General features: G+C 45.9%; 19 protein-coding genes. 11 read left to right on the top strand and 8 right to left on the bottom strand.

Annotated features, from left to right (window positions below; all coding sequences use genetic code 11):
- Nucleotides 1–119 precede the first annotated feature (119 nt).
- From ACHA8N_RS16660 to menC, 6 genes are all read left to right on the top strand, one after another.
- Nucleotides 120–1,499, top strand: coding sequence for an isochorismate synthase (locus ACHA8N_RS16660; protein ID WP_393966377.1), 1,380 nt, complete (start codon nt 120–122; stop codon nt 1,497–1,499).
- Nucleotides 1,489–3,135: a 2-succinyl-5-enolpyruvyl-6-hydroxy-3-cyclohexene-1-carboxylic-acid synthase gene (menD, locus tag ACHA8N_RS16665; RefSeq protein WP_393966378.1), complete on the top strand. Its 1,647-nt coding sequence runs from the start codon at nt 1,489–1,491 to the stop codon at nt 3,133–3,135. Before ACHA8N_RS16660 ends, menD begins: the two co-directional genes overlap by 11 nt.
- Nucleotides 3,132–3,929, top strand: a complete 798-nt coding sequence (gene menH / locus ACHA8N_RS16670) for a 2-succinyl-6-hydroxy-2,4-cyclohexadiene-1-carboxylate synthase (protein WP_393966379.1) — start codon at nt 3,132–3,134, stop codon at nt 3,927–3,929. Before menD ends, menH begins: the two co-directional genes overlap by 4 nt.
- Nucleotides 3,926–4,750, top strand: a complete 825-nt coding sequence (gene menB, locus ACHA8N_RS16675; RefSeq protein WP_147512491.1) for a 1,4-dihydroxy-2-naphthoyl-CoA synthase — start codon at nt 3,926–3,928, stop codon at nt 4,748–4,750. The genes menH and menB overlap by 4 nt, the downstream gene beginning before the upstream one ends.
- A gap of 73 nt (nt 4,751–4,823) precedes the next feature.
- Nucleotides 4,824–6,197, top strand: coding sequence for an o-succinylbenzoate--CoA ligase (gene menE, locus ACHA8N_RS16680; RefSeq protein WP_393966380.1), 1,374 nt, complete (start codon nt 4,824–4,826; stop codon nt 6,195–6,197).
- A complete protein-coding gene (gene menC / locus ACHA8N_RS16685; protein WP_393966381.1) occupies nt 6,194–7,267 on the top strand; it encodes an o-succinylbenzoate synthase in 1,074 nt (357 codons plus the stop codon). The genes menE and menC overlap by 4 nt, the downstream gene beginning before the upstream one ends.
- A gap of 70 nt (nt 7,268–7,337) precedes the next feature.
- Here the strand turns inward: menC and map are convergent, their stop codons facing one another.
- The 5 genes from map to ACHA8N_RS16710 all read right to left on the bottom strand — a co-directional run bounded on the left by map (nt 7,338) and on the right by ACHA8N_RS16710 (nt 12,512).
- On the bottom strand, nt 7,338–8,084 hold the full coding sequence (map, locus tag ACHA8N_RS16690; RefSeq protein ID WP_393966420.1) for a type I methionyl aminopeptidase: 747 nt from the start codon (nt 8,082–8,084) through the stop codon (nt 7,338–7,340).
- 14 nt (nt 8,085–8,098) lie between these two features.
- Nucleotides 8,099–9,289: an EAL-associated domain-containing protein gene (locus tag ACHA8N_RS16695; protein WP_147512495.1), complete on the bottom strand. Its 1,191-nt coding sequence runs from the start codon at nt 9,287–9,289 to the stop codon at nt 8,099–8,101.
- A gap of 72 nt (nt 9,290–9,361) precedes the next feature.
- Nucleotides 9,362–9,628, bottom strand: coding sequence for a hypothetical protein (locus ACHA8N_RS16700; RefSeq protein ID WP_147512496.1), 267 nt, complete (start codon nt 9,626–9,628; stop codon nt 9,362–9,364).
- Nucleotides 9,629–9,723: 95 nt separating this feature from the next.
- Nucleotides 9,724–11,319, bottom strand: a complete 1,596-nt coding sequence (cshA, locus tag ACHA8N_RS16705) for a degradosome RNA helicase CshA (protein ID WP_147512497.1) — start codon at nt 11,317–11,319, stop codon at nt 9,724–9,726.
- Between the two features lie 338 nt (nt 11,320–11,657).
- Nucleotides 11,658–12,512 carry a S1-like domain-containing RNA-binding protein gene (locus ACHA8N_RS16710; RefSeq protein ID WP_147512498.1) on the bottom strand — a complete coding sequence of 285 codons (855 nt, stop codon included), beginning with the start codon at nt 12,510–12,512 and terminating at the stop codon, nt 11,658–11,660.
- Between the two features lie 517 nt (nt 12,513–13,029).
- Between ACHA8N_RS16710 and ACHA8N_RS16715 the strand changes: the two genes are divergently transcribed.
- From ACHA8N_RS16715 to ACHA8N_RS16735, 5 genes are all read left to right on the top strand, one after another.
- Nucleotides 13,030–13,335 carry a hypothetical protein gene (locus tag ACHA8N_RS16715; protein ID WP_147512499.1) on the top strand — a complete coding sequence of 102 codons (306 nt, stop codon included), beginning with the start codon at nt 13,030–13,032 and terminating at the stop codon, nt 13,333–13,335.
- A 41-nt stretch (nt 13,336–13,376) separates the two neighbouring features.
- A complete protein-coding gene (locus ACHA8N_RS16720; RefSeq protein ID WP_147512500.1) occupies nt 13,377–13,634 on the top strand; it encodes a hypothetical protein in 258 nt (85 codons plus the stop codon).
- A 76-nt stretch (nt 13,635–13,710) separates the two neighbouring features.
- Nucleotides 13,711–14,409 (top strand): lysophospholipid acyltransferase family protein, encoded by a 699-nt coding sequence (locus tag ACHA8N_RS16725; protein WP_393966382.1) that lies wholly within the window; start codon nt 13,711–13,713, stop codon nt 14,407–14,409.
- A gap of 1 nt (nt 14,410) precedes the next feature.
- Nucleotides 14,411–16,312 carry an ABC-F family ATP-binding cassette domain-containing protein gene (locus ACHA8N_RS16730; protein WP_393966383.1) on the top strand — a complete coding sequence of 634 codons (1,902 nt, stop codon included), beginning with the start codon at nt 14,411–14,413 and terminating at the stop codon, nt 16,310–16,312.
- A 162-nt stretch (nt 16,313–16,474) separates the two neighbouring features.
- Nucleotides 16,475–18,265 carry a sensor domain-containing diguanylate cyclase gene (locus ACHA8N_RS16735; protein WP_393966384.1) on the top strand — a complete coding sequence of 597 codons (1,791 nt, stop codon included), beginning with the start codon at nt 16,475–16,477 and terminating at the stop codon, nt 18,263–18,265.
- Nucleotides 18,266–18,372: 107 nt separating this feature from the next.
- Here the strand turns inward: ACHA8N_RS16735 and ACHA8N_RS16740 are convergent, their stop codons facing one another.
- The 3 genes from ACHA8N_RS16740 to ACHA8N_RS16750 are packed head-to-tail and all read right to left on the bottom strand — an operon-like array spanning nt 18,373 to nt 20,649.
- Entirely contained in the window at nt 18,373–19,017 is a 645-nt protein-coding gene (locus ACHA8N_RS16740) for a hypothetical protein (RefSeq protein WP_147512504.1), read from the bottom strand.
- Nucleotides 19,014–20,189: a DEAD/DEAH box helicase gene (locus ACHA8N_RS16745; protein ID WP_393966385.1), complete on the bottom strand. Its 1,176-nt coding sequence runs from the start codon at nt 20,187–20,189 to the stop codon at nt 19,014–19,016. The genes ACHA8N_RS16740 and ACHA8N_RS16745 overlap by 4 nt, the downstream gene beginning before the upstream one ends.
- A 28-nt stretch (nt 20,190–20,217) precedes the next feature.
- Nucleotides 20,218–20,649 carry a hypothetical protein gene (locus ACHA8N_RS16750; protein WP_147512506.1) on the bottom strand — a complete coding sequence of 144 codons (432 nt, stop codon included), beginning with the start codon at nt 20,647–20,649 and terminating at the stop codon, nt 20,218–20,220.
- Nucleotides 20,650–20,985: the final 336 nt, after the last annotated feature.

A 20,985-nucleotide genomic window follows, 5' to 3' on the forward strand; every position in this document is an offset into this window, starting at 1 on the left:
TTTTACTGTCAATGCTCAATCCCAGATAGCTTATTCCTTCTTTTTTTCAGGTAAAAAGTTTACACTTAGAATAAGTGAAACATATCACAGGATCTTTAGACTAGGGGGCAATGAGCGGTATGGCTTACGCTCAACACGAGCTTAAACAATGTATCGAACGTGCTGTTGCACATGCGAACGCATGTCAGCGGTCAATCGTCGCCGCATATTCATGGAATATCGAGGCGCAGGATGTAAGTGTGCTGGCATCCGGCACAGAAGAACGCTTTTATTTTACGACGCCCGATCGGTCGATGCGTGCCATTGGATTCGGTATCGCACAACAACTGAATACAGCTGGACCCGATCGTTTCTTACGTATGCAATCACAATGGTCGAACTTGAATCGGGATCATATCGGCACCGATTTATTTGCTTTTTGCGGTTTTTCATTTGCTGAACTGAAGCATACGGAATATCGATGGTCTTCATTCGGGGAAGCATCGATGACCGTTCCGAAATATTTGTACTTGGAACAAGACGGTCATACGACCGTAACGGTTTTTGCGTTGATTGAACCGCAATCTAACGCAGAAAAGATTTTAAATCAGTTGGCCGTCGAATATGCAGCGTTGCATACACCAAAGTCTGGTCAATTCGTCACACGAATTCGTCTGACACGCGACGGAAACGATGCTTTTGAAGCTTCATTCCATCAAGCAGCGCAATTATTGAAAACATCGCTTAAAAAAATCGTTTTGGCCCGTGAAGTAGTATACGAGTTGGATCAACCGGTTGATTTAGCCGGTCTCGTACAGGAACTGGAGTCTTCCCAGCCTGGAAGTTACATCTTCTTCTTCCAACCGACGGCTGACGAAGCTTTTATCGGTGCTACGCCGGAACGATTGGTCTTAAAAACCGGTCTTGAATTAAAAACTGCTGCTGTCGCGGGCTCTGCTCCGCGCCATATGTTGGAACAGACAGATATCGATCTTGGTCAATCGTTGCTACAGGATGATAAAAATCGGATGGAACATGCCATTGTCGTCGACTCGATTGAGAATACACTTCAAAATCTTTCGACACGCATTGAAAAACCACATGAACCGATGCTATTAAAAAATCGGCATATCCAACATCTGTATACACCAATTAACGCTACCTTATTACCGGAGGTCAGCCTTTTTCAGCTGATTGAGAAACTGCATCCGACTCCTGCACTCGGAGGAGAACCGAAAGAAGCTGCCGTTGCAGCCATTCAATCCATCGAAACATTTGAACGCGGGTGGTATGGTTCGCCTGTCGGGTGGATGGACGGTCAGGAAAACGGTGAATTCATCGTTGCCATTCGGTCCGGTCTGTTTACCGATCGAACAGCTGTCCTTTATGCCGGTTGCGGAATTGTTGAAGGATCACGCCTGCAAAGTGAGCTGGAAGAAACTGATACCAAACTATCACCGATGCTCCGGGCGCTCTCGCATCTTTGTACGGTAGAAAAGGATGATATTTATGTTGACTAAATGGATGCATCTCTTAATCGATAACTTAGTAAAGGGCGGTGTCCGGGATTTCGTCATTAGTCCGGGATCACGTTCGACACCACTCGCAATCGCCGCTTTTCTTCATCCGTTCAGCCGTACCCACGTCCTTATCGACGAACGGTCGGCTAGTTTTTTTGCTCTCGGCTTAACCCGAGCGGAAGAAACAGTGCGTCCTGTCGCTTTAATTTGTACGAGCGGAACAGCTGCGACTAATTATTATTCCGCTATTACGGAAGCAAACATCTTTGAATTACCATTAATCGTGTTAACGGCTGATCGTCCTCATGAGTTACGGGGCGTCGGAGCACCTCAAGCCATCGATCAGGTCGGTCTGTACGGCAAACAAGTCCGCCACGCTTTTGATTTGCCGTTGCCGGAAGAAACGGCTCTTCCATATGTAAAACATGTGGCAGAAAGAGCTGTCCTCCTTTCGTTGACCGAACCCGCCGGTCCTGTTCATATCAATGTTCCTTTGCGTGAGCCTTTGGTTCCAGCGCTCGATTTGTTGAGAACGGGACAACCGGTCGGTGAACCCGGTCCATTTCAAATGGAGACACAACCGACAAAGTGGACGGATATTTTATCGACCGAGCGTCTTTTGATCGTCATCGGACCCCAACTTTCGTTGAACGACACTCAAATTATTTTAGAGTATGCCGATCAAGCACGAATTCCGGTGTTAGCGGACCCGCTCAGTCAAGGCCGCCGTTTTTCCAATGATACGGTGTTTGGATATTATGATACCTGGTTAAAGGAAGAAACAATTCATGAATACATCCGTCCGGATCATATTTTACGGTTTGGGGCGATGCCGACCTCTAAACCGTATCTGCTTTGGTCCAAAGGAATCCCGACGACAGTCGTCGGTCATGCGTTGAATTGGCGTGATCCCCAGTTGCAGGCACAGTTTTTGAGTGGTCATCCGAGTCAACTGAAAACACTTCCGGTCACGATACACGAGCCGTCTTATCTCGAAACACTGCAACGGGCGGAACAAACGGTCCTGAACGTATTTTCCGATTTAGACGCCGAACTACTGACAGAGTACAACGTCGTCCGGGCATTAAACGCTGCACCTGAGGGCAGCTTGTTTGTTTCCAACAGTATGCCGATTCGTGATTTGGATACATTTTTACCGACCGGTACACCACTCCGGATCCTTGCCAATCGCGGCGCCAACGGCATCGACGGCATTCTTTCGAGCGCACTCGGATCAACATACGAATCCAACAATCGATATCTTCTCGTCGGTGATCTCGCGTTTCTTCATGACATCAACGGGTTAATGATGGCACGAACGATTCCGATTACGATTCTTTTGATCAACAATACAGGCGGCGGTATTTTCAGCTTTCTTCCGCAACATGAGCTTGACTCCGCTTTATTTGAACCACTGTTTGGAACAGCGCAAGAGGTCGATTTCAGTCACCTGGCTGCCGGCTATGGCGTGGATTATGAACGAATTTCATCAATTGCGCATCTTAAATCGACCTTGCGACAACAAGCGACTGCGACCCGGGTCCTGGAAATCGTAACCAATCGTCCGGAAAACGTTCGGCTCCACCGCTTGATTTGGGATCAGACAAACCAAGCATTGCAGGATGAATTCCGATGAAACTGCGTCATCACTCCTACCATGTCGAAATTATAGGAAGCGGTCCGCCCTTGTTGCTGTTGCATGGATTTACCGGCAGTAGTGCTACATGGGAAATGCTCGGACGCCGACTGCAGTCGGATTATACTGTCTACTGTATTGATTTACTTGGACATGGTCAGACAGTTGCTGCTCCCTATCAGCGGATGCGGCTGACGGAACAGGTGAAGGATTTACAAGACTTACTTGCGACCCGCGATGAAACCTGGTCTGTTTTAGGCTATTCAATGGGCGGACGGATTGCTCTTATGCTCGCCGCGACATCAAAACAGGTAAAACAGACGATTGCCGTCAGTACAACACCAGGCATCCGTTCGGCACATGAACGGCGATTACGACGGCAAGCCGATCGCCGTCTTGCCAATCGTTTATTAACGGACGGGTTGCCGAATTTCATCGCTTATTGGGAGTCACTCCCGCTCTTTGAAAGTCAACGTCACCTGCCGCTTGAAGTACAGGAGTCGATTCGCCGTGGACGCCTTGGACAATCGGCTGAAGGTCTGGCCGCTTCTTTGATTGCTCAAGGAACAGGTAATATGGCTCCGGTTTGGCATTTGCTTGATGCTGCGGCGATTGATTGGATTGTCGGTGAGGAGGACGTGAAGTTTAAAAAAATCGCCGACGAAGCCGCTCTACCGGAAAAAATTCACTTAATTCCCGCCGCATCGCATGCCCCGCATATCGACCAACCGGAAAAGTTTGTTACAATAGTAGAGAAATTACTCTTAACTAATCAAATGGGGGAATCGAAATGAGATACGTTCCAGAATGGACAGCTGCCCGCAGCTATGAAGACATCAAGTATGAAAAATGGAATGGGATTGCAAAAATCACAATCAATCGTCCCGAAGTACGCAACGCGTTCCGTCCGCAGACGGTCCATGAATTAATCGATGCTTTTTCACGGGCACGTGACGATCAAAATGTCGGTGTCATCGTGTTAACAGGGGAAGGCGATCTTGCATTCTGTTCAGGCGGCGACCAAAAAGTCCGCGGACATGGCGGTTACGTCGGTGAGGATGAAATCCCACGTTTAAATGTCCTCGATTTACAACGTTTGATCCGTGTCATCCCGAAACCAGTCATCGCGATGGTTGCAGGTTACGCTATTGGTGGTGGACACGTCCTTCATCTCGTCTGTGACTTAACAATTGCAGCGGATAACGCTAAATTTGGTCAAACAGGTCCTAAAGTCGGATCATTCGATGCTGGTTACGGTTCAGGTTACCTCGCACGCGTCGTTGGTCATAAAAAAGCACGTGAAATTTGGTACCTTTGCCGTCAATACGATGCACAGCAAGCCCTTGATATGGGTCTCGTCAATACAGTCGTTCCACTTGCCGATTTGGAGCAAGAAACAATCCAATGGTGTTCTGAAATCCTTCAGCATTCACCAACAGCACTTCGTTTCTTAAAAGCTGCATTCAACGCTGATTCAGATGGTCTTGCAGGTATCCAGCAATTAGCGGGTGACGCGACATTGTTGTACTACACAACAGATGAAGCAAAAGAAGGACGCGACGCGTTTAAAGAAAAACGTGATCCGGACTTCGGAAAGTTCCCACGCTTCCCATAATACAAAAAAGGTTCAATGTCGAAAGACGTTTGAACCTTTTTCGTATCATCTTAAAGAAAGGACGTGATTGTCAGTGTATCCTTGGATTTATACGCGCTCAAAAGAACAACCGGATGATGTGGCTCTCATTACGGACACCGTCCGTTTAACATGGTCTGAACTGTACGCACAATCCCATGCATTGGCCAGTTCCTGGGCACCTCTCCTGTCACGTGGAGACCGCATCGCCCTGTATGGTCCTTCGAGCAGCGATTATATCATCGCTATCCATGCTGCTCAGTTACTGGAACTAACTATCGTTCCAATCAATACCCGCTTGAGTCAAACTGAAGTTCATATGCAACTTAAACAAGCCGATGTTCGGTTCGTCATCTCAGATCGTCCGATCGACGGACCGGTTAAACGACTTCCGTTTCAAGTCGTCCATCCGGCGCCTGATGTTCTCGTTCGTCATATGCCGAAACATTACATTCAATCGATGTTATTCACAAGCGGGACGACCGGTCGACCGAAAGCCGTCGAACAAACCATGCTCAATCATTTTTCAAGTGCGATGAATGCCGCACGCCATACCGGTTCGCTTCCGGATGACCGGTTTCTTGTCGTCACGCCATTGTTCCATATGAGCGGCTTGGCTGTCGTCTACCGTTCGGTCATCTATGGTGTACCGCTCGTACTTGAACCACATTTTTCACCAAACAAGACGCTGACATGGATCCAGACAGAACGGATTACTCACATCTCGCTTGTCTCTGTTATGTTGGATCGGTTACTTGAAGCCGGTTTACGCCGCCATGACCTGCGTGTTGTCCTGACCGGTGGTGGACCTGTCCCCTTACCGATTTTGACGCGTGCACTTGATCGCGGTCTTCCGGTTATGCAAACGTACGGTATGACGGAAACGGCGTCACAAGTCGCAACCCTTCTACCGGAAGATGCCATCCGCAAAATGGGTTCAGCCGGCCAAGCGATTGCTCCGACAGATATCCGGATTAACCGGTATCAAGAAATCGAAGTCAAAGGTCCTACTGTCATGAACGGTTATTTTGCCAACCCCGAAGCTACCGCTTCAACATTTACCGCTGACGGTTATCTTAAAACAGGTGATCTTGGACGACTGGATACCGACGGTTACTTATATATTCTTGACCGCAGAAGTGATTTAATCATTTCCGGCGGTGAAAACATTTATCCGGCCGAAGTCGAAGCGGCCTTATTATCCATTTCTGGCATTACGGAAGCAGGTGTTGTCGGACGATTTGATCCGACCTGGGGGCAAGTTCCTGTTGCTTTTATCGTCAGTCATTTGGAAGAGTCCATCGTTCGTCAGGAAATGGAACAGTTACTGGCAAAATACAAGTGTCCTGTCACTTATTTCTTCCGGGATACATTACCCCGGAATGCAAACGGAAAGCTGCTTCGGCGTCAGCTGAAGGAGTCGCTATGACCATCACACTTCGGCATGCTGAACTGTTTGATGTCCGCTTGACGTTCCAACAACCGATGAAGACGGCAATTTCTACGCTAAATCAACGACGAACGACCATTTTACGTTTGACAGATCAAGAAGGTCGAGTCGGTTATGGGGAAGGTGTTGCCTTCGATACACCGTGGTATACATCTGAGACACAAGCGTCCCTGCGCGCCGTTTCACCCCTTCTGTACCGTCTTCTTGTGGAACGCCCCCTCTCTTCGCCAGAGACTGTCCGGGAACGATTCCAGCCGATTCAAGGAAACCAAATGGCGAAAGCAATGTTTGACGGTGCCGTTTATGAATTATTTGCTCAAGCAGAAAAACAATCACTTGCTGCTTATTTGGGTGGAGACGAACAGACCGCCATTCCGTGCGGAAAGGCACTCGGACGGACATCTGCCGAACAGACCATTGAGACCGTAGGCCAAGCCATCGCAAACGGATTTGACCGAATTAAGTTAAAGTTGGCACCGACGGATACAGGTGTTCTCGAACAAGTAAGAAAAGCGTTTCCGGACGCTCCGTTAATGTTTGATGCCAACGGTAGTTTCCAACTATCTGATCTTCCGCTTCTTCAAGAATGGGATGCTTTTTCTCTCCTCATGATGGAACAATTGTTTCCTGCCACAGACTGGATCAGTCATCAACACGCGGCTTCTTTGCTCAAAACCCCGCTTTGTCTTGATGAATCGATTCAGAGTCCTCAAGATGCTGTCTTGATGCAGTCGTTGCGTGCAGGGCAGATCATTAATATTAAACCAGCGCGTCTTGGTGGTCTGACGGAAGCTCTTCGTGTCCGGAACCTGTCCCGTTATTGGCTCGGCGGGATGTTCGAAAGCGGAATCGGACGAAGGCAGACGCTTGCTTTCGCTACCTTACCGGGTCTTGCCTATCCAATCGATATGTCAGGAACCGATTCTTATTTTACCGAAGACGTCCTCGAACAGAACTATGTCGTCGAACAAGGGAACATCCGTTATGCCGAACATCCTGTTTCAGCAGACCGTCTGAACCGTTTGACACATTCAAGACAGATGCTTTAAATTAAAGAGCACACTTTCCCGGAAATCGAGAAAAGTGTGCTCTTTTGTCTGATGTTCTGAACTAATCCTGTTAATCGACCTTCGTTAAAATTTCATATCCGTCTTTTAAAACGATGACACTATGTTCAAATTGAGATACCAAACTTTTATTTGGTGTATATAATGTCCAACCATCCTTTTCGTCTTCCATACAGAACTCGTCCCCTGTCGAAATGAATGTTTCGACAGCAATGACTTGTCCTTCTTTCAACAAATCATTTTCCTCGCGACTGAAGTAGTTGGAAATGGACTCCGGCTCGCCGTGCAGCGTCTTCCCTAAACCGTGTCCCGCCAAGTTCCGGATGACGGTAAAACCGCTCTTGCGCGTCTCGGCATAAATCGCTTTACCGATTTGATTGACTTTCGTTCCGGCTTTCACTTTCTCTAATCCTTTTTCAAGGGCAGACAAAGAGACTTCAACCAAACGGACATCTTCCGGACGACGGGCTTGCCCCGCGATAACTGTCTTACCTGTGTCGGAATAGTAGCCATTCTTTACGGCAGAGACATCGACATTGACGATGTCGCCTTCTTGGATGACATATGCCCCGGGAATACCGTGCGCTGCCACTTCATTCACACTGATACAAGTTGCCCCCGGAAAATCATACATGACGATTGGCGCAGATTCCGCTCCTTGTTCTTTTAGGATACGTGCTCCGATATCGTCCAGTTCCTTCGTCGTAATACCTGGTTTTACGGCATCGGCCATTTCATCGCGTGCAATCGCAACGATCCGTCCAATTTCGCGTAATGCCTCATAATCATAATCTAACATCATTCATTTCCTCCTCATTCACTTAATCGTGCTTGATATAAATACTCTGCTGAAATATCAGCAAATAAGAACATTCCGTTATTCAGCGGCATACTGAACGTCCGTGTCTGTTCACCCGAACTGAAATCGACGTATCGGTCAGATAAGTACCCGGTATGCCTCCGTTCCATTGCTACCGTCGTCCGGATAAAGTATGGCCGGAAACTCCAATTATATCCTCGATAGAAGGAGTACCGTTTCCAGTCCCCGCTCTTTTTACTGATGTTCGACGATTGTTGGAACCCATTGGCATCCGTAATATAAAACCGAATGAACTCAGGCTCCATTTTCTTCGCTAACATCAGCAACCAATCATCAAGTGCTTCATCTGGTTTGACCGTCTGGCAATATTCATTAAAGCGAATCGTCCAGTCTTGCTCGAGTTGAAACAATCGGTTCATCTGTTCCCGGTCATACTTGTAAAACATCGGTACCTCATGAAGAAGAATCTCCATGCCAGGACATGTCGTCACCCAGTTCGGCGTCGTTTCGCCTAACAGATTCCCCATGTAGTACCGTCCACCATGCTGCCAAGCATACCGCAATTGACCAAGGTGACTGATGTTTTTGTAAAGTAATGGTGCCCCGAGCTGGTCGCACAAGTGCTCCATCGTTTGCAACAGATGAGGATAGCTGGCGGAAACCGTTTTTTTCTCGATCATCGATGCTAAATCGACGATCAGCATGTCCGGTGACATCGAAAACACCCGTTCGAGACTTGTTGCTTCCGCCCTGTCGAGTGCCACTTTCAGACCTGAGTTCTGATAGTAGGCGACGATTCGACCGAGACGGTCAAAATCATCCACTTGCACGTCGGTTAATGTGACATACAACCGATCTTCCGGAAAATCAATTTGCGCATCACGTAAAATACTCAAGAAATCTTCCCCGCCGTTCTCAAACAACCAAGCCGGTCGACAACGAATCAAGACAAAGGAGTGCGCATCAGCCGGCACTTTTTGAAACGCGTGCCGGATGACGTGACTCATCACTTCCAATTGGTACTCAATCGGGACGTCATCTTCTTGAAAAAATGGTTTTAACGGTTCTCCACGGAAATGTGACTGAATTTCATACCCTTCTACTTTAAAAGGCGCCGCACCAACGATTGGTTGGAACCAGGCCTCAATCTGTTCGGGATGAACAATGACATCTAATGCATCCATTCTGCTCCCCCCTCTTCTCTTGTTCCATCTTATCAAAAAAAGAACCCCTCTGTAATCAGAGAGGTCCTGTCTTTAAAATAAGGTTGTATCTTTTCTGACTGCGATGTACAAATAGACACCAAATGTCGCCGTTAAATAGATAATACTGAGCACTCCGTATTGAATACCGGTCGCCCCACCTTTTCCAATCGCCAAGACAAGAAAGATAATCCCGCCAAATAGAAGAGTTGCCAAAGGAATATAACGGAAGTGCCCTTTCGTCGTCCGTTCACTGATCCGTTTCGTCGCGACGACTAGCACAATGAGACAAATGAATGCCAAAGCGTAGGTAATATACACAAAATTCCGCCCTCTCTATATCGTTCATTGCTCATTTTAGCATGAGATTTCAAAAAAAAGAACCGACTTGTCTGTGACAAATCGGTTCAACTTTCTTACTTTTCAAAACGTGGTTTGCGTCCACCACGGTTACGATCACTTTCACTGCGGTTACGACCAGCGTATCCACCTTCACGACGATCTGATGATGATGAAGAAGAACTACGGTTTCCTTCAGAAGGACGACCGCCTTCACGACGTTCTCCACCACGCGGGTTGCTACCACGGTAGCCGCCACTGCTACGGTTAGAAGAAGAACCAGAACCTGATCCACCTTTATTACCGTAAGGACGACGGTTACCGCCGCCACCGTTGCTACCAAAACGTTTCACACGAATTGGTTCGATTGAAGAAATTTGAACTGGCGTTGCATCCGGCTCTTTCGTCAATCCTTTAAGCGCTGCTGAGATTAATTCAACTGCTTCGTACTCTTCAAGAAGTTCTTGAGCGAGTGTTGTATACTCTTGTGCATTTTTCGCTTCTACACGTTTGATTAATTCTTGTGCAGCAAGCTTCAAGTTGCCTTCTAGAATTTCATCAAGTGTCGGTGCGTGACGACGTGACATTTTTTTGTTTGTGACACGTTCGATTGTTTTGATTTGACCAAATTCACGTGGTGTAACAAACGTGATCGCTGATCCTGTTTTACCAGCACGACCTGTACGACCGATACGGTGAACATAGCTCTCCGGATCTTGTGGTACATCGAAGTTATAAACGTGTGTGACGCCTGTAATATCAAGTCCACGTGCCGCTACGTCTGTAGCTACAAGGATATCGATTGTTCCTTTTTTGAAACGACGGATAACTTGGTCACGTTTCGCTTGTGTCAAGTCACCGTGTAAACCGTCAGCCGTGTATCCACGTTGAACAAGTCCTTCTGTCATCTCGTCAACACGTTTTTTCGTACGACCAAAGATGATTGAAAGTTCAGGAGAATCCGTATCAATCAAGCGGCAAAGCACGTCGAATTTTTGATTTTCTTTTAATTCGATGAATGATTGATCGATGTTTTCGACAGTCATTTCTTTTGCTTTTACTTTGATGTGAGTCGGAGTCGTCATGAAACGATCTGCGATTTTACGAATCTGTGGTGGCATTGTTGCAGAGAATAAGAGTGTTTGACGAGTTGGTGGAAGTGTACCTAAGATTTTTTCGATATCTTCCACGAAGCCCATGTTCAACATTTCATCTGCTTCATCCAAGATGACAGTTTGAACGTGATCAAGGTTTAATGTTTTACGGTTCATGTGGTCCATTAGACGACCAGGTGTCGCGACGACGATTTGTGGGTTCTTACGAAGCGCACGAATCTGACGGTCGATTTGCTGCCCACCGTATACTGGCAAGGCATGAACACGTTTTACTTCACCAATGCGGTTAAGTTCTTCTGCTACTTGAATCGCAAGTTCACGAGTCGGTGCAAGGATCAAAGCTTGGATATGACGTGATTTTGCGTCAAGACGCTCAATCGTTGGAATACCGAATGCTGCTGTTTTCCCTGTTCCTGTTTGTGCTTGACCGATTAAGTCAACGCCGCTAAGACCGACTGGAATTGTTTCTGCTTGGATTGGAGTTGCTTCTTCAAAGCCCATTTTTAGGACACCTTTGATAAGTGCCTCACTAAGATTTAATTCACGAAATGTTGTCAATGCTAAATACTCTCCTTTGTCATATGAAAAGCGTCTGCCACTAAACAGACGCTACCGTAACGAATACAATCGACTACCTATTATAGCAGAAGCTCATCCTTAAAGATAGAGGCTATTTCTGCGTATAATAATGTTTAGGGAAGTCACCATCATAATCGTTGCCATAAGGGCGAGGGAAAGGCATGATGCCCGGACCGTACAACGCTCGAATTCGCGCCGCTTGCCCCCACTAGTGATGGGGTTTTATTTGGAAATGGTCGCCGGTACGTACCAGCCGCAACCACCAAAATGATGAATTCCTAACTATTTATTCGAAACGTAGGCTAAAGTTGGCTAACTTATTTCGTTAACCGAATACCCGTTTCATGTTTTTCTATTTTTTTGTCTTTCAACAATCGACCTAAAGCACGTTTGAAGGCAGCCTTACTTAGGCCAAATACCTCATCAATCGTCTCAGGAGGTGTCTTATCACCATACGTCATCTGACCATCATGTTCAAGCAGGTGATTCATGATCAAATCTGCATCGATGTCGATTGCCTCGTGAGCACGTGGTCTTGCTGAAAGTAATACTGTACCATCTGGCTTCACATTTGTCACCCGTAATTTCATAACTTCTCCAAGTCGCGGCCACCGTTCCATCTCTTGCTCATGAAGAAAACCAATCGTCTGTTCATTGACCCAGACGTTTACACCAGGGTCCCGTTGAGCAAAGACGAGTCCTTCGACGTCCATGTTATTCCACTCTTCCGGGGCTGGTTTTGCTTGTAAGTTGAAGTAAGCATAAGGAGCCGGATCTCCAAGCAATCGAAGTTTTTGGTCATGCTTCAGACGAATATAAAGCTGATCGCCTTCTTCCGGCCAAAACGTCCGACGCTGTGGCAAATCGTCGAGTGATACTAAAACATCTTTTTGAATCCCGATGTTCGCAAACACTCCTGTATTGTAACGTGTTCCGTTAATCGTCGTTTTCACATAATCCTCAAACGAAGCTTCCGGAATCGTCATTGAAGAAGCGAGCCGCCCTTCGTTATCTTGGTACAGGAAGACCTCTACTTCTTCATCGAGTTCCAGTTTTTTCGTTTGTTCATTATTATGAAGTAAGATGTCTTCTTCGCCGTCGCTTAAGAAAACACCAAAGTCCGCTTCTCGTTCTACTTTTAATGTGACAACCTGTCCTGCGCGTAATGCCATGTACGGTCATCTCCCTTCTGTCGTTTCCATCTGTTTTTTCCTAGTTTGTACCGTTCACCTACCATACTATACTCTTTTTCAGCCCTCTTCCGACACAAAGCAAAAGCGAACAAATATGACATTTCTGTGAACGGTTCTGATTTGAGTGATTTTTTTGATAAAACACGTTATGATTAGACAATAGGAAAAAGAAGGTTTAGTTTAGTTAAATATGGGGGATTAATATGTTTCATAACATTCAATCGCGTTCTTTTGCAAGACGCTTTACTAAAACATTGGTATTTGCTTTTTTCGCTTTCCTTGCGACGATCGGAATTGTTTTCGCAGAAGGTTCGAGCAGCACAGACCTCTCACCTAAAACGCCAGCGCTTCAACATATTGATACACCTTAAAATCTGCACTCATGGTGTGGATTTTTTTATTTTTTCCGAAGTTTTACAGGGCGATACAGGAAATCAGACTTTCATCGCGAATTTCTTAACAGATGTAGATCATCTAAACCAAGGAGGGCACGATCATGTGGTTTTACCTGTTCACGACGCTTACGGGTCTCATGAGTACATACTTAAGTTATACGTCCGGTTATTATACGGATTCCATCGGTGTATTTGTCTTTACACTCGCCATTTGTTTATCACTCTCTTCTCTCAGACAACTCATTCGGACGTCTCACCAGTCCTATCTTGAATATGTGCAGCATCGTCGGGTCAAAAAACAGTATGAGCGCATGAAAAAACGTGAACAATCGTATCAACTGTCTTATAATCCACGGGAAACGATTCCGCCACTTGCATTATCCGCGACAGAACAGCATGATAAATAATGAATCTGATTTAACTTCGCATTAGGAGGAACCAAGTCATTATGAATGAAATTCCCTTATCCAACGGTTGGACCCTTCGTTATTCGCCTGTCATCGATCTTTGGTTAAAAGAAGATGGTGTTTTGCTCGTCGATCACGAAGATAAAGTCCGCCTCACCCTCATCCTCGACGAGGAAACGATGGAAATCAAACAAATCGACAATACCAACGCTTCTTTTTCAATTGATCCAACGACACGACGCTTGACGTTTGAACTTGGAGAGACTGAAGAAGAGTCTGAACCACGTTATTGGGAATGATGACGAAGACTGGGTGCGATACCCGGTCTTTTTTTGTACAATAATAACGAAAGAAGAAAAGGAGTCTGATGCCACTATGTTACGTACACTCATCTGGTTCATCTACTTTGGACTGGTTCTACCCCTTACATTACCGTTTCTTCCGGGGGCAAAACGTCGAACGCATGCCGCACGGTACGCGTACACACAAAAAGTTGCACACGCCTGGGCAAACTCGTTGTTACGGGTTGCCGGCGTAAAAGTCCGTCTGACCGGTCAAGAGCACATTCCGGCCGATCAACCGGTCGTCTTCATTGCCAATCATCAAGGTAATTTTGACGTTCCGATTCTACTCGGAAAAATTGATAAACCCAAAGCCTTCATCTCGAAAATCGAAGTCAATAAAATCCCAATCGTCAATGTCTGGATGAATCTGATGGGATGTGTCATGATTGACCGCAAAGACCGGCGCCAGTCCTTAAAAGCAATCCGGTCCGGGATCGAGACGATCAAAGATGGACAATCGATGATCATTTTCCCGGAAGGAACACGTTCAAAAGGTGGTCCGGTCGCTGAATTTAAAGCTGGCAGTTTTACACTCGCGACGTCAAGCGGAGCACTCGTCGTTCCGATTGCGATTTCTGGCAGCTACCGCGTCATGGAGGAAACCGGTCGTATCCGACCGGCGACCGTCGATGTCACGATTTTAAAACCCATCGATCCTAAAACGATGTCTCAAAAAGAATTGGTCGTTTTGGTCGAACAACAAATCAAGGAAATTGTAGAAGGAGTCTGACATGTTACTTAAAGTCGATCAACTAAAAAAAGAATTCGCCGATAAAATTGTATTCGAAGACGTCACATTTTCCGTCAGTCCGGGTGACCGGATCGGCATCATCGGTGTAAACGGTACCGGAAAATCGACCCTGCTCCATATCTTGGCAGGACAAGAAACGGCTGATTTCGGTGAGTTACATCATCCGAACGACTACCGGATCCGTCTACTTTCCCAGTCAACGGATTATCCGGAAGATCAAACCGTCATGCAGGTTTTATTGTCAGGAAATACACCGACCATTAATGCACTCCGGCATTATGAAGTCGCCCGCCTCGCTCTCGAGCAGGATCCGACGAACGAAACGTTATTGACACGCTTCATCAGTGCACAAACGGAAATCGATGCGGCAAATGCCTGGGATACCGAATCACGCCTAAAAATGATTTTAAATAAACTCGGCATCACGAACCTTGAGGCAACGATTGGTTCCCTATCCGGCGGACAACGAAAACGGGTTGGTCTGGCAGAGGCTCTGCTCGACGAAGCCGACCTCTTATTACTCGATGAGCCGACGAATGAACTCGATGCCGAAACCATCACTTGGCTCGAATCGCAAATCAAAGAATACCGTGGTGCCATCCTAATCATCACCCACGATCGTTATTTCTTAAACCGGGTCACAAACCACATGATGGAAATCGCAAACGGAACGGCTTATTTTTATGTAGGCAATTACGAATCCTTTTTGGAAAAGCGCTCAGAACGGCGGGAACGGACTGCATCAATGGAAGAAAAACGCCAAAACATTCTACGCCGGGAACTTGCTTGGTTACGTCGGGGAGCAAAAGCGCGGACAACCAAACAAAAAGCACGGATTCAACGTGTGGATGCTCTGCAAGAACTGTCTTACGAAGAAGAAGAGGCCACCCTCGAAGTGCAGGTCGGTTCAACACGACTCGGAAAAAAAGTCATCGAGGCGCTTGAAGTCGGTCAACAGTTCGGTGACCGGACATTGTTTGACGGATTCAACTGGTTATTCGGCCGCAAGGAACGATACGGGATCGTCGGTCGTAACGGCAGTGGAAAGTCGACCCTCTTGTCCATTCTTGCAAAACGTTTGGAGCCGACGAGCGGTGAAGTCATCCATGGTGAAACCGTAAAGGTCGGATTTTATGGACAGTTTGCAGAGTTCAGTCATCCAGAGCGTCGTGTCATCGAAGAAGTCGAACGGATTGCCCAAGTCATTACTACGCTCGACGGTCAAGAAATTACAGCAAGCCAAATGCTTGAACAATTTTTATTCAAACCGGAAGCACAGTACAAACCGATCGGCAAGTTATCCGGAGGTGAAAAGCGCCGCCTGAAGCTGTTGACGATTTTAATGGACGAGCCAAACGTACTTTTCCTCGATGAACCGACCAATGATTTAGACACAGAAACACTTTCCGTTTTGGAAGATTACTTGGACTCATTTCCCGGTACCGTCATCACGGTCAGCCATGACCGCTATTTCCTTGACCGTGCCGTCGATCGGTTGCTGGCATTCGAAGAGGGGCACGTCGTTTCTTATTATGGACAATACACGGATTATTTGGAGCAGCGGGAACTTCCGATCGGACCAACGGATGCTCTGTCTTTGCCGAAAGAACCGACCGTTACTGAGACAAGGACAGTTGAGGCACCTAAAAAATTAAGTTACCAAGAACAACTCGACTGGAAATCGATTGAATCTCAAATCGAGGAAGCCGAGTTACTTGCCGAATCCCTTGAACAACAACTCGCATCGTCCGGAAGTGATATAGGTCAGGTTAACGATCTGTACCAACAAATCGAACATGCTAAAGCCCAAATTGATCAGTTGATGGAGTATTGGACATACTTGTCCGAAAAAATCGAAGCCTACGAACAGTTTAAAAAGTAATTTGCTCTTTTGAATAAATCGTACCCTCGCGTCTTTCAGGCGGAGCGTACGATTTATTTTTTTGAAATGAATGAACCGGCAAAAAGCAGTGTATGATAGAAAAAAGAAAAAAAGTTAGCGGTTTCCACTTTTTCGTCATCCGTCATGTCAGGAGGCAGTTTAATGCAACGTTCTTCCTATTTCATCAAATGGTTTCCCGTTCTATTTTTAATTTCGGCTGTCCCGGTCATGATTTCCTATGCTGATCCATCGATTCCAACCCTTGTCATCGAACAAGTTTCACAATATCTTTCCTTGATTCTAATTGCTTTCTTCATTCTCGTTGCTTATCAAAAAGAACGGTTGCTTATCGTTCCAAGGCGTAACTTTTGGTTGCTTGCCTTAGGTTCTTTATCGTTATCCGTAATCGGTTCAATTTTAGAAACGCTTCACCTGTTCACTTCACTTCCTTACATATCAGGACTCCATAGTCTGATGTTATTCTCTTTGTCCCATTATTTATTTTTATATGCGATTTTTTACCGGATTGTCTCTAAAAAAAGTTTTGGTCAACATGTGTTAGCTTTTATGGATGCGATGATTTTAGTGATTTTTTTAGCACTTGTCGCCTTTCATATTCTAAACGGATTGGTGGACCCGACGATTAACATGTTCCCCTATTCGCTCGTCGTCTTCGTCAATACATCGCTTGGTCTGTTTGTCTTTTTCTACTTTTTCTTTATTCAAGACACACACTGGGTTTCGCGGACAACATTGTTTTTATTATTTTTATCGATTTTCATTCGTGGTCTGTATGAGATATCATCCGTTTACTTTCCGGCATTTACGAGCCAGTATTTGATGTTTTCGCCGATTCTGATTCGATTGGCCCAAAGTGCGGCAATTCTTTGGCACATTGATCATATCCATGAAGGAACCAACACCTCATCGATTGTACGTCGGGCCTGGCTTCCCCTTCTGTCACTCCCGTTGTTTTTTCACTACCTTATGGAACAACAAGGAGAAAAACGAGATCTCTTCATCATTTTATTTTTATTGATCATCCGGCAAATTTTAATTACGAGACAGCATACCTCGATCGTCCGACAACTCGATACCCGTAATGAACAATTAGCTGAACGCGTCGGACGACGAACGGAACAGATTAAGGAAAGCGAACAGCAAGTAATTCCGCTGTTTTTAGGACATCCTGATCCGATTATCCGTTTTAATCAAATGGAGCAACCGATTTATGCGAATCGGGCAGCCCAACACATATTTGATCTTCCCGCAATGACCATTGAGAAGACCACTGATGCCCTTCATCATCTCCAAACCGCTTTGACTTCAGGTGTTTCGTCTTATGAAAATGAGTTAAAGCAACAATTCGAGTTAATGACCATTCCAATCGTGATTGCGCAGGCTCCAGTCGGTCGTTTCTTGATTCTTCATGATGTAACCGATCGAATGAACCGACAACGGCAAATTGAATATCATGCCTATCATGATGGATTAACAGGTATCAGGAACCGCAGAGCGCTCGAAAAAACCTTTCATCAAATGGTACCTGCACTTCATTATTTAGCCTTAATTGATTTGGACGGTTTCAAACAGATTAACGATACCTACGGTCATGAAGCAGGCGACTATGTGCTAGTGGAAGTCGCCCGGCGTCTTTCGAAAGGGCTCCAGTCCGATGAATCCGTTTATCGTCTCGGTGGTGATGAGTTTGCTTTCCTGACCACTGCTGAAGATGAGCTGTCCTTGAGACGGCGCTGCAAACTGTTGATGCAGCCGATTAGTTCTTCTTACATGCATCAGGGACAAACATTACACATTACAGCAAGCGTCGGCGTGGCGCACTATCCCGCAGACTCCAGTCTTGAGCAATGGTTGAAACATGCTGATCTCGCCATGTATCGGGTTAAACATCAAGAAAAAAACGGCATCAGCATCTATCCATTCGATTTTTGAAGTCGGAATCGAAGTACACTTCTCCTGTTTCTACAAAAAAGCACGCTTCCTGCATTTTCTTTTCGAAAATGCAGGAAGCGTGCTTTAAAATTGTCTTTTACTGATTCTTATTCTTCAGGACGTGGTGCAATATTTCCCTCTTCGATGTCAAGCAACAAATCAATCAGCTCGGCGCAAAATTCCGGATACTGCCGTAACAAAGCATCGTCACCCACCTCATCCACAAAATCCGCTAACAGAATCCGGACTTCCGGCACAAGTGCTTTCGCAACCTTCATGTAGGCAATCGCAAATCGCCACTTCCCGGAAATATAGAGAAGTTTTCCAATCAATAAATCACCGATTTCGACTTCGATCTCTGCTAAATCAGTCTGATAGGTTTGTTTAGACATAATATCAACGACTCCATGTTCTTCAACGAGAAACAAGGAAGGTACCGGATCCGCCAAGCCGCGTAAAGCACGATACAGCCCAGGCGACATATCTTCTTTGACTTGTTCGAGAAAACGACCGTGTGGTGTCTTCCCTTGCTCATCTGTCTCGTAGAAGATGGCCCAATCGACGAATAAATCACGGAATAACTCGGCGTCCTTTAAATACCATCGTCCTTCCGTTGCAATTTCTTCGATGAATGCGACCCAATCCGTACTTCTCGCTGTCGCCGCTTCTTGGTACATCGTTTTCAGCGCCGTATTCATCTCCGCTTCAGATACTGACGTCGGAAAAGGAATGATTTTTCGTTCGCTCTTCATCGTGTCGGTCCTTTCCGGTGTGGGTTCGCCGGGCGTTTAATGGTTTGGGGTTCAGTTTCTTCTCGTTTTGGAATCACTTCCCCACGATAAATCTCCATTTCTTCTAATTCCACACCCATTTGTTTAGTTAACGTCTTCAGGTGTCTCAAATCGTGATCTGTCACAAGGGCCAATACCATTCCAGAAGCATTTCCACGTCCCGTCCGTCCAGAACGGTGTACGAAATCATCAAAGGATTCAGGTAAATCATAGTGCACGACATGCGTAACGGCTTCAATATCGAGCCCGCGAGCCGCAAGGCCTGTCGTCACGAGCAACGGGAATTCCCCCCGTTTGTATGAGCGGAGTGTTTCCATCCGTTCCCGTTTTCCTTTTTCAGCGTCAAGAATTCGGTATTTTAATGAGAACTTACTCAGTTCGCCGTTTAACGGTCCGAGGAATGAACGGTTGTTGATGAACGTCAATACCTTCGCACCCTGCATGTTCGCCAGTCGACGCAAGTATTCTGGCTTAAGACGTCGTGACATCTCGATATAACCAAATTTCACTTGCGTACTCATAACACGCTCCACTTTAATCCGTGCAGGCTCATTCGCAAATAACGTTTTTCCCCATTCGGCTGTCCGTTCCGGTAAAGTCGCCGAGATGAAGGCCAGTTGACGATCACGCAGCGCACTGTTGGCAATCCGAGTTGCTGAAACACTCATTCCACTCTCATAAATTTGATCGGCTTCATCGAGAACAATCAATTTTACCTTATGCATCTTTAGTTTTTTAGAATCAATCAGTTCAACAAGTCGTCCCGGCGTCCCGACAATGATCTGCGGTTTTTTCTTCAGACGCTCATGCTGACGTTTGAGTTCGACGCCACCAATAAAAGCACCTGATTTAATGCCGCTTCCTTGCGAAAACAGTTGGATGACTTGATGAATCTGCATGACCAGTTCACGTGTCGGTGCTGTAATCACGACTTGAATATGCGGTTCATTCTCATCGATCAATTCTAATGCCGGGATGACATATGCTAATGTTTTCCCGGTCCCAGTCGGTGCTTCAACCAACACATCTTTTCTTTCGCGTAATAATGGAATTGCCTGTTCTTGAACCGGCATCATTTTTTCGAAGCGGGCGCGTTCCCATGCTTCTGTAATAAAAGGTTTCATAAAGTCCATAACGTGTATTCTCCTACTCTCTTATGCATCATTCTGTGACATATTCAAATTGATCGGTCGTTTCGTCACGTAAACCACGCAACGTTTGCGTATACTCATTTCCTGCATCGATGAGCCGGATGTGATATACCACTTCATTGTCATTTTTTATTTCTTCCGTCAAAATTTCAAACCCTTGAATGACCCGGTCTTGAAGCTCGTCCGCCAGTTTCGGAAACTGACTGAGCACCGGATAATCGAATCGGACATCACTCGGACGACGTATCAGCTTCGCCAAGTATTTTTCTTTGTATCCGATAAAGTCTTCAAAATCAAAGTCATCTTCAAAACGAATCCAAAACCCGTCTTCTTCAAACTCCGTAATCATTCCCGTTCGTGGCGTTCCTTCAGTCGATACTTTTAACGTCACCCAATCACCTGTTCTATAATCGGCACGGTCTTCCAACAGCAAAAAATCCATTTCATGCACCTCCACGGTCTATATTCCCTTTTTCATTGTCAACGATACGTCATAAAAATACAAGATAACCTGGTGTGACTTTTATCACCCTTCAAACTGTCTTGTTCAGATGAGTATGAAAATAGTGATACAGATTCTAAAATATGGCTGTATTTCGCCCTTTTTCTGTTTTCCGAGCATATTCCGATAACTGGTACACATTTGAGTGACTCCTTATATACCAACGTTTTTCAAGTCTCCCACGCTTTCACCGGGATGTAAAACTCTTCTCACCTTATGTTTGTTACACTATTCACATAAGGGATATATCTTGGACTGATCACCTTACAAACAAAG

This window comes from Exiguobacterium sp. S22-S28, assembly GCF_043359615.1.
Taxonomy (GTDB): Bacteria; Bacillota; Bacilli; order Exiguobacteriales; family Exiguobacteriaceae; genus Exiguobacterium_A.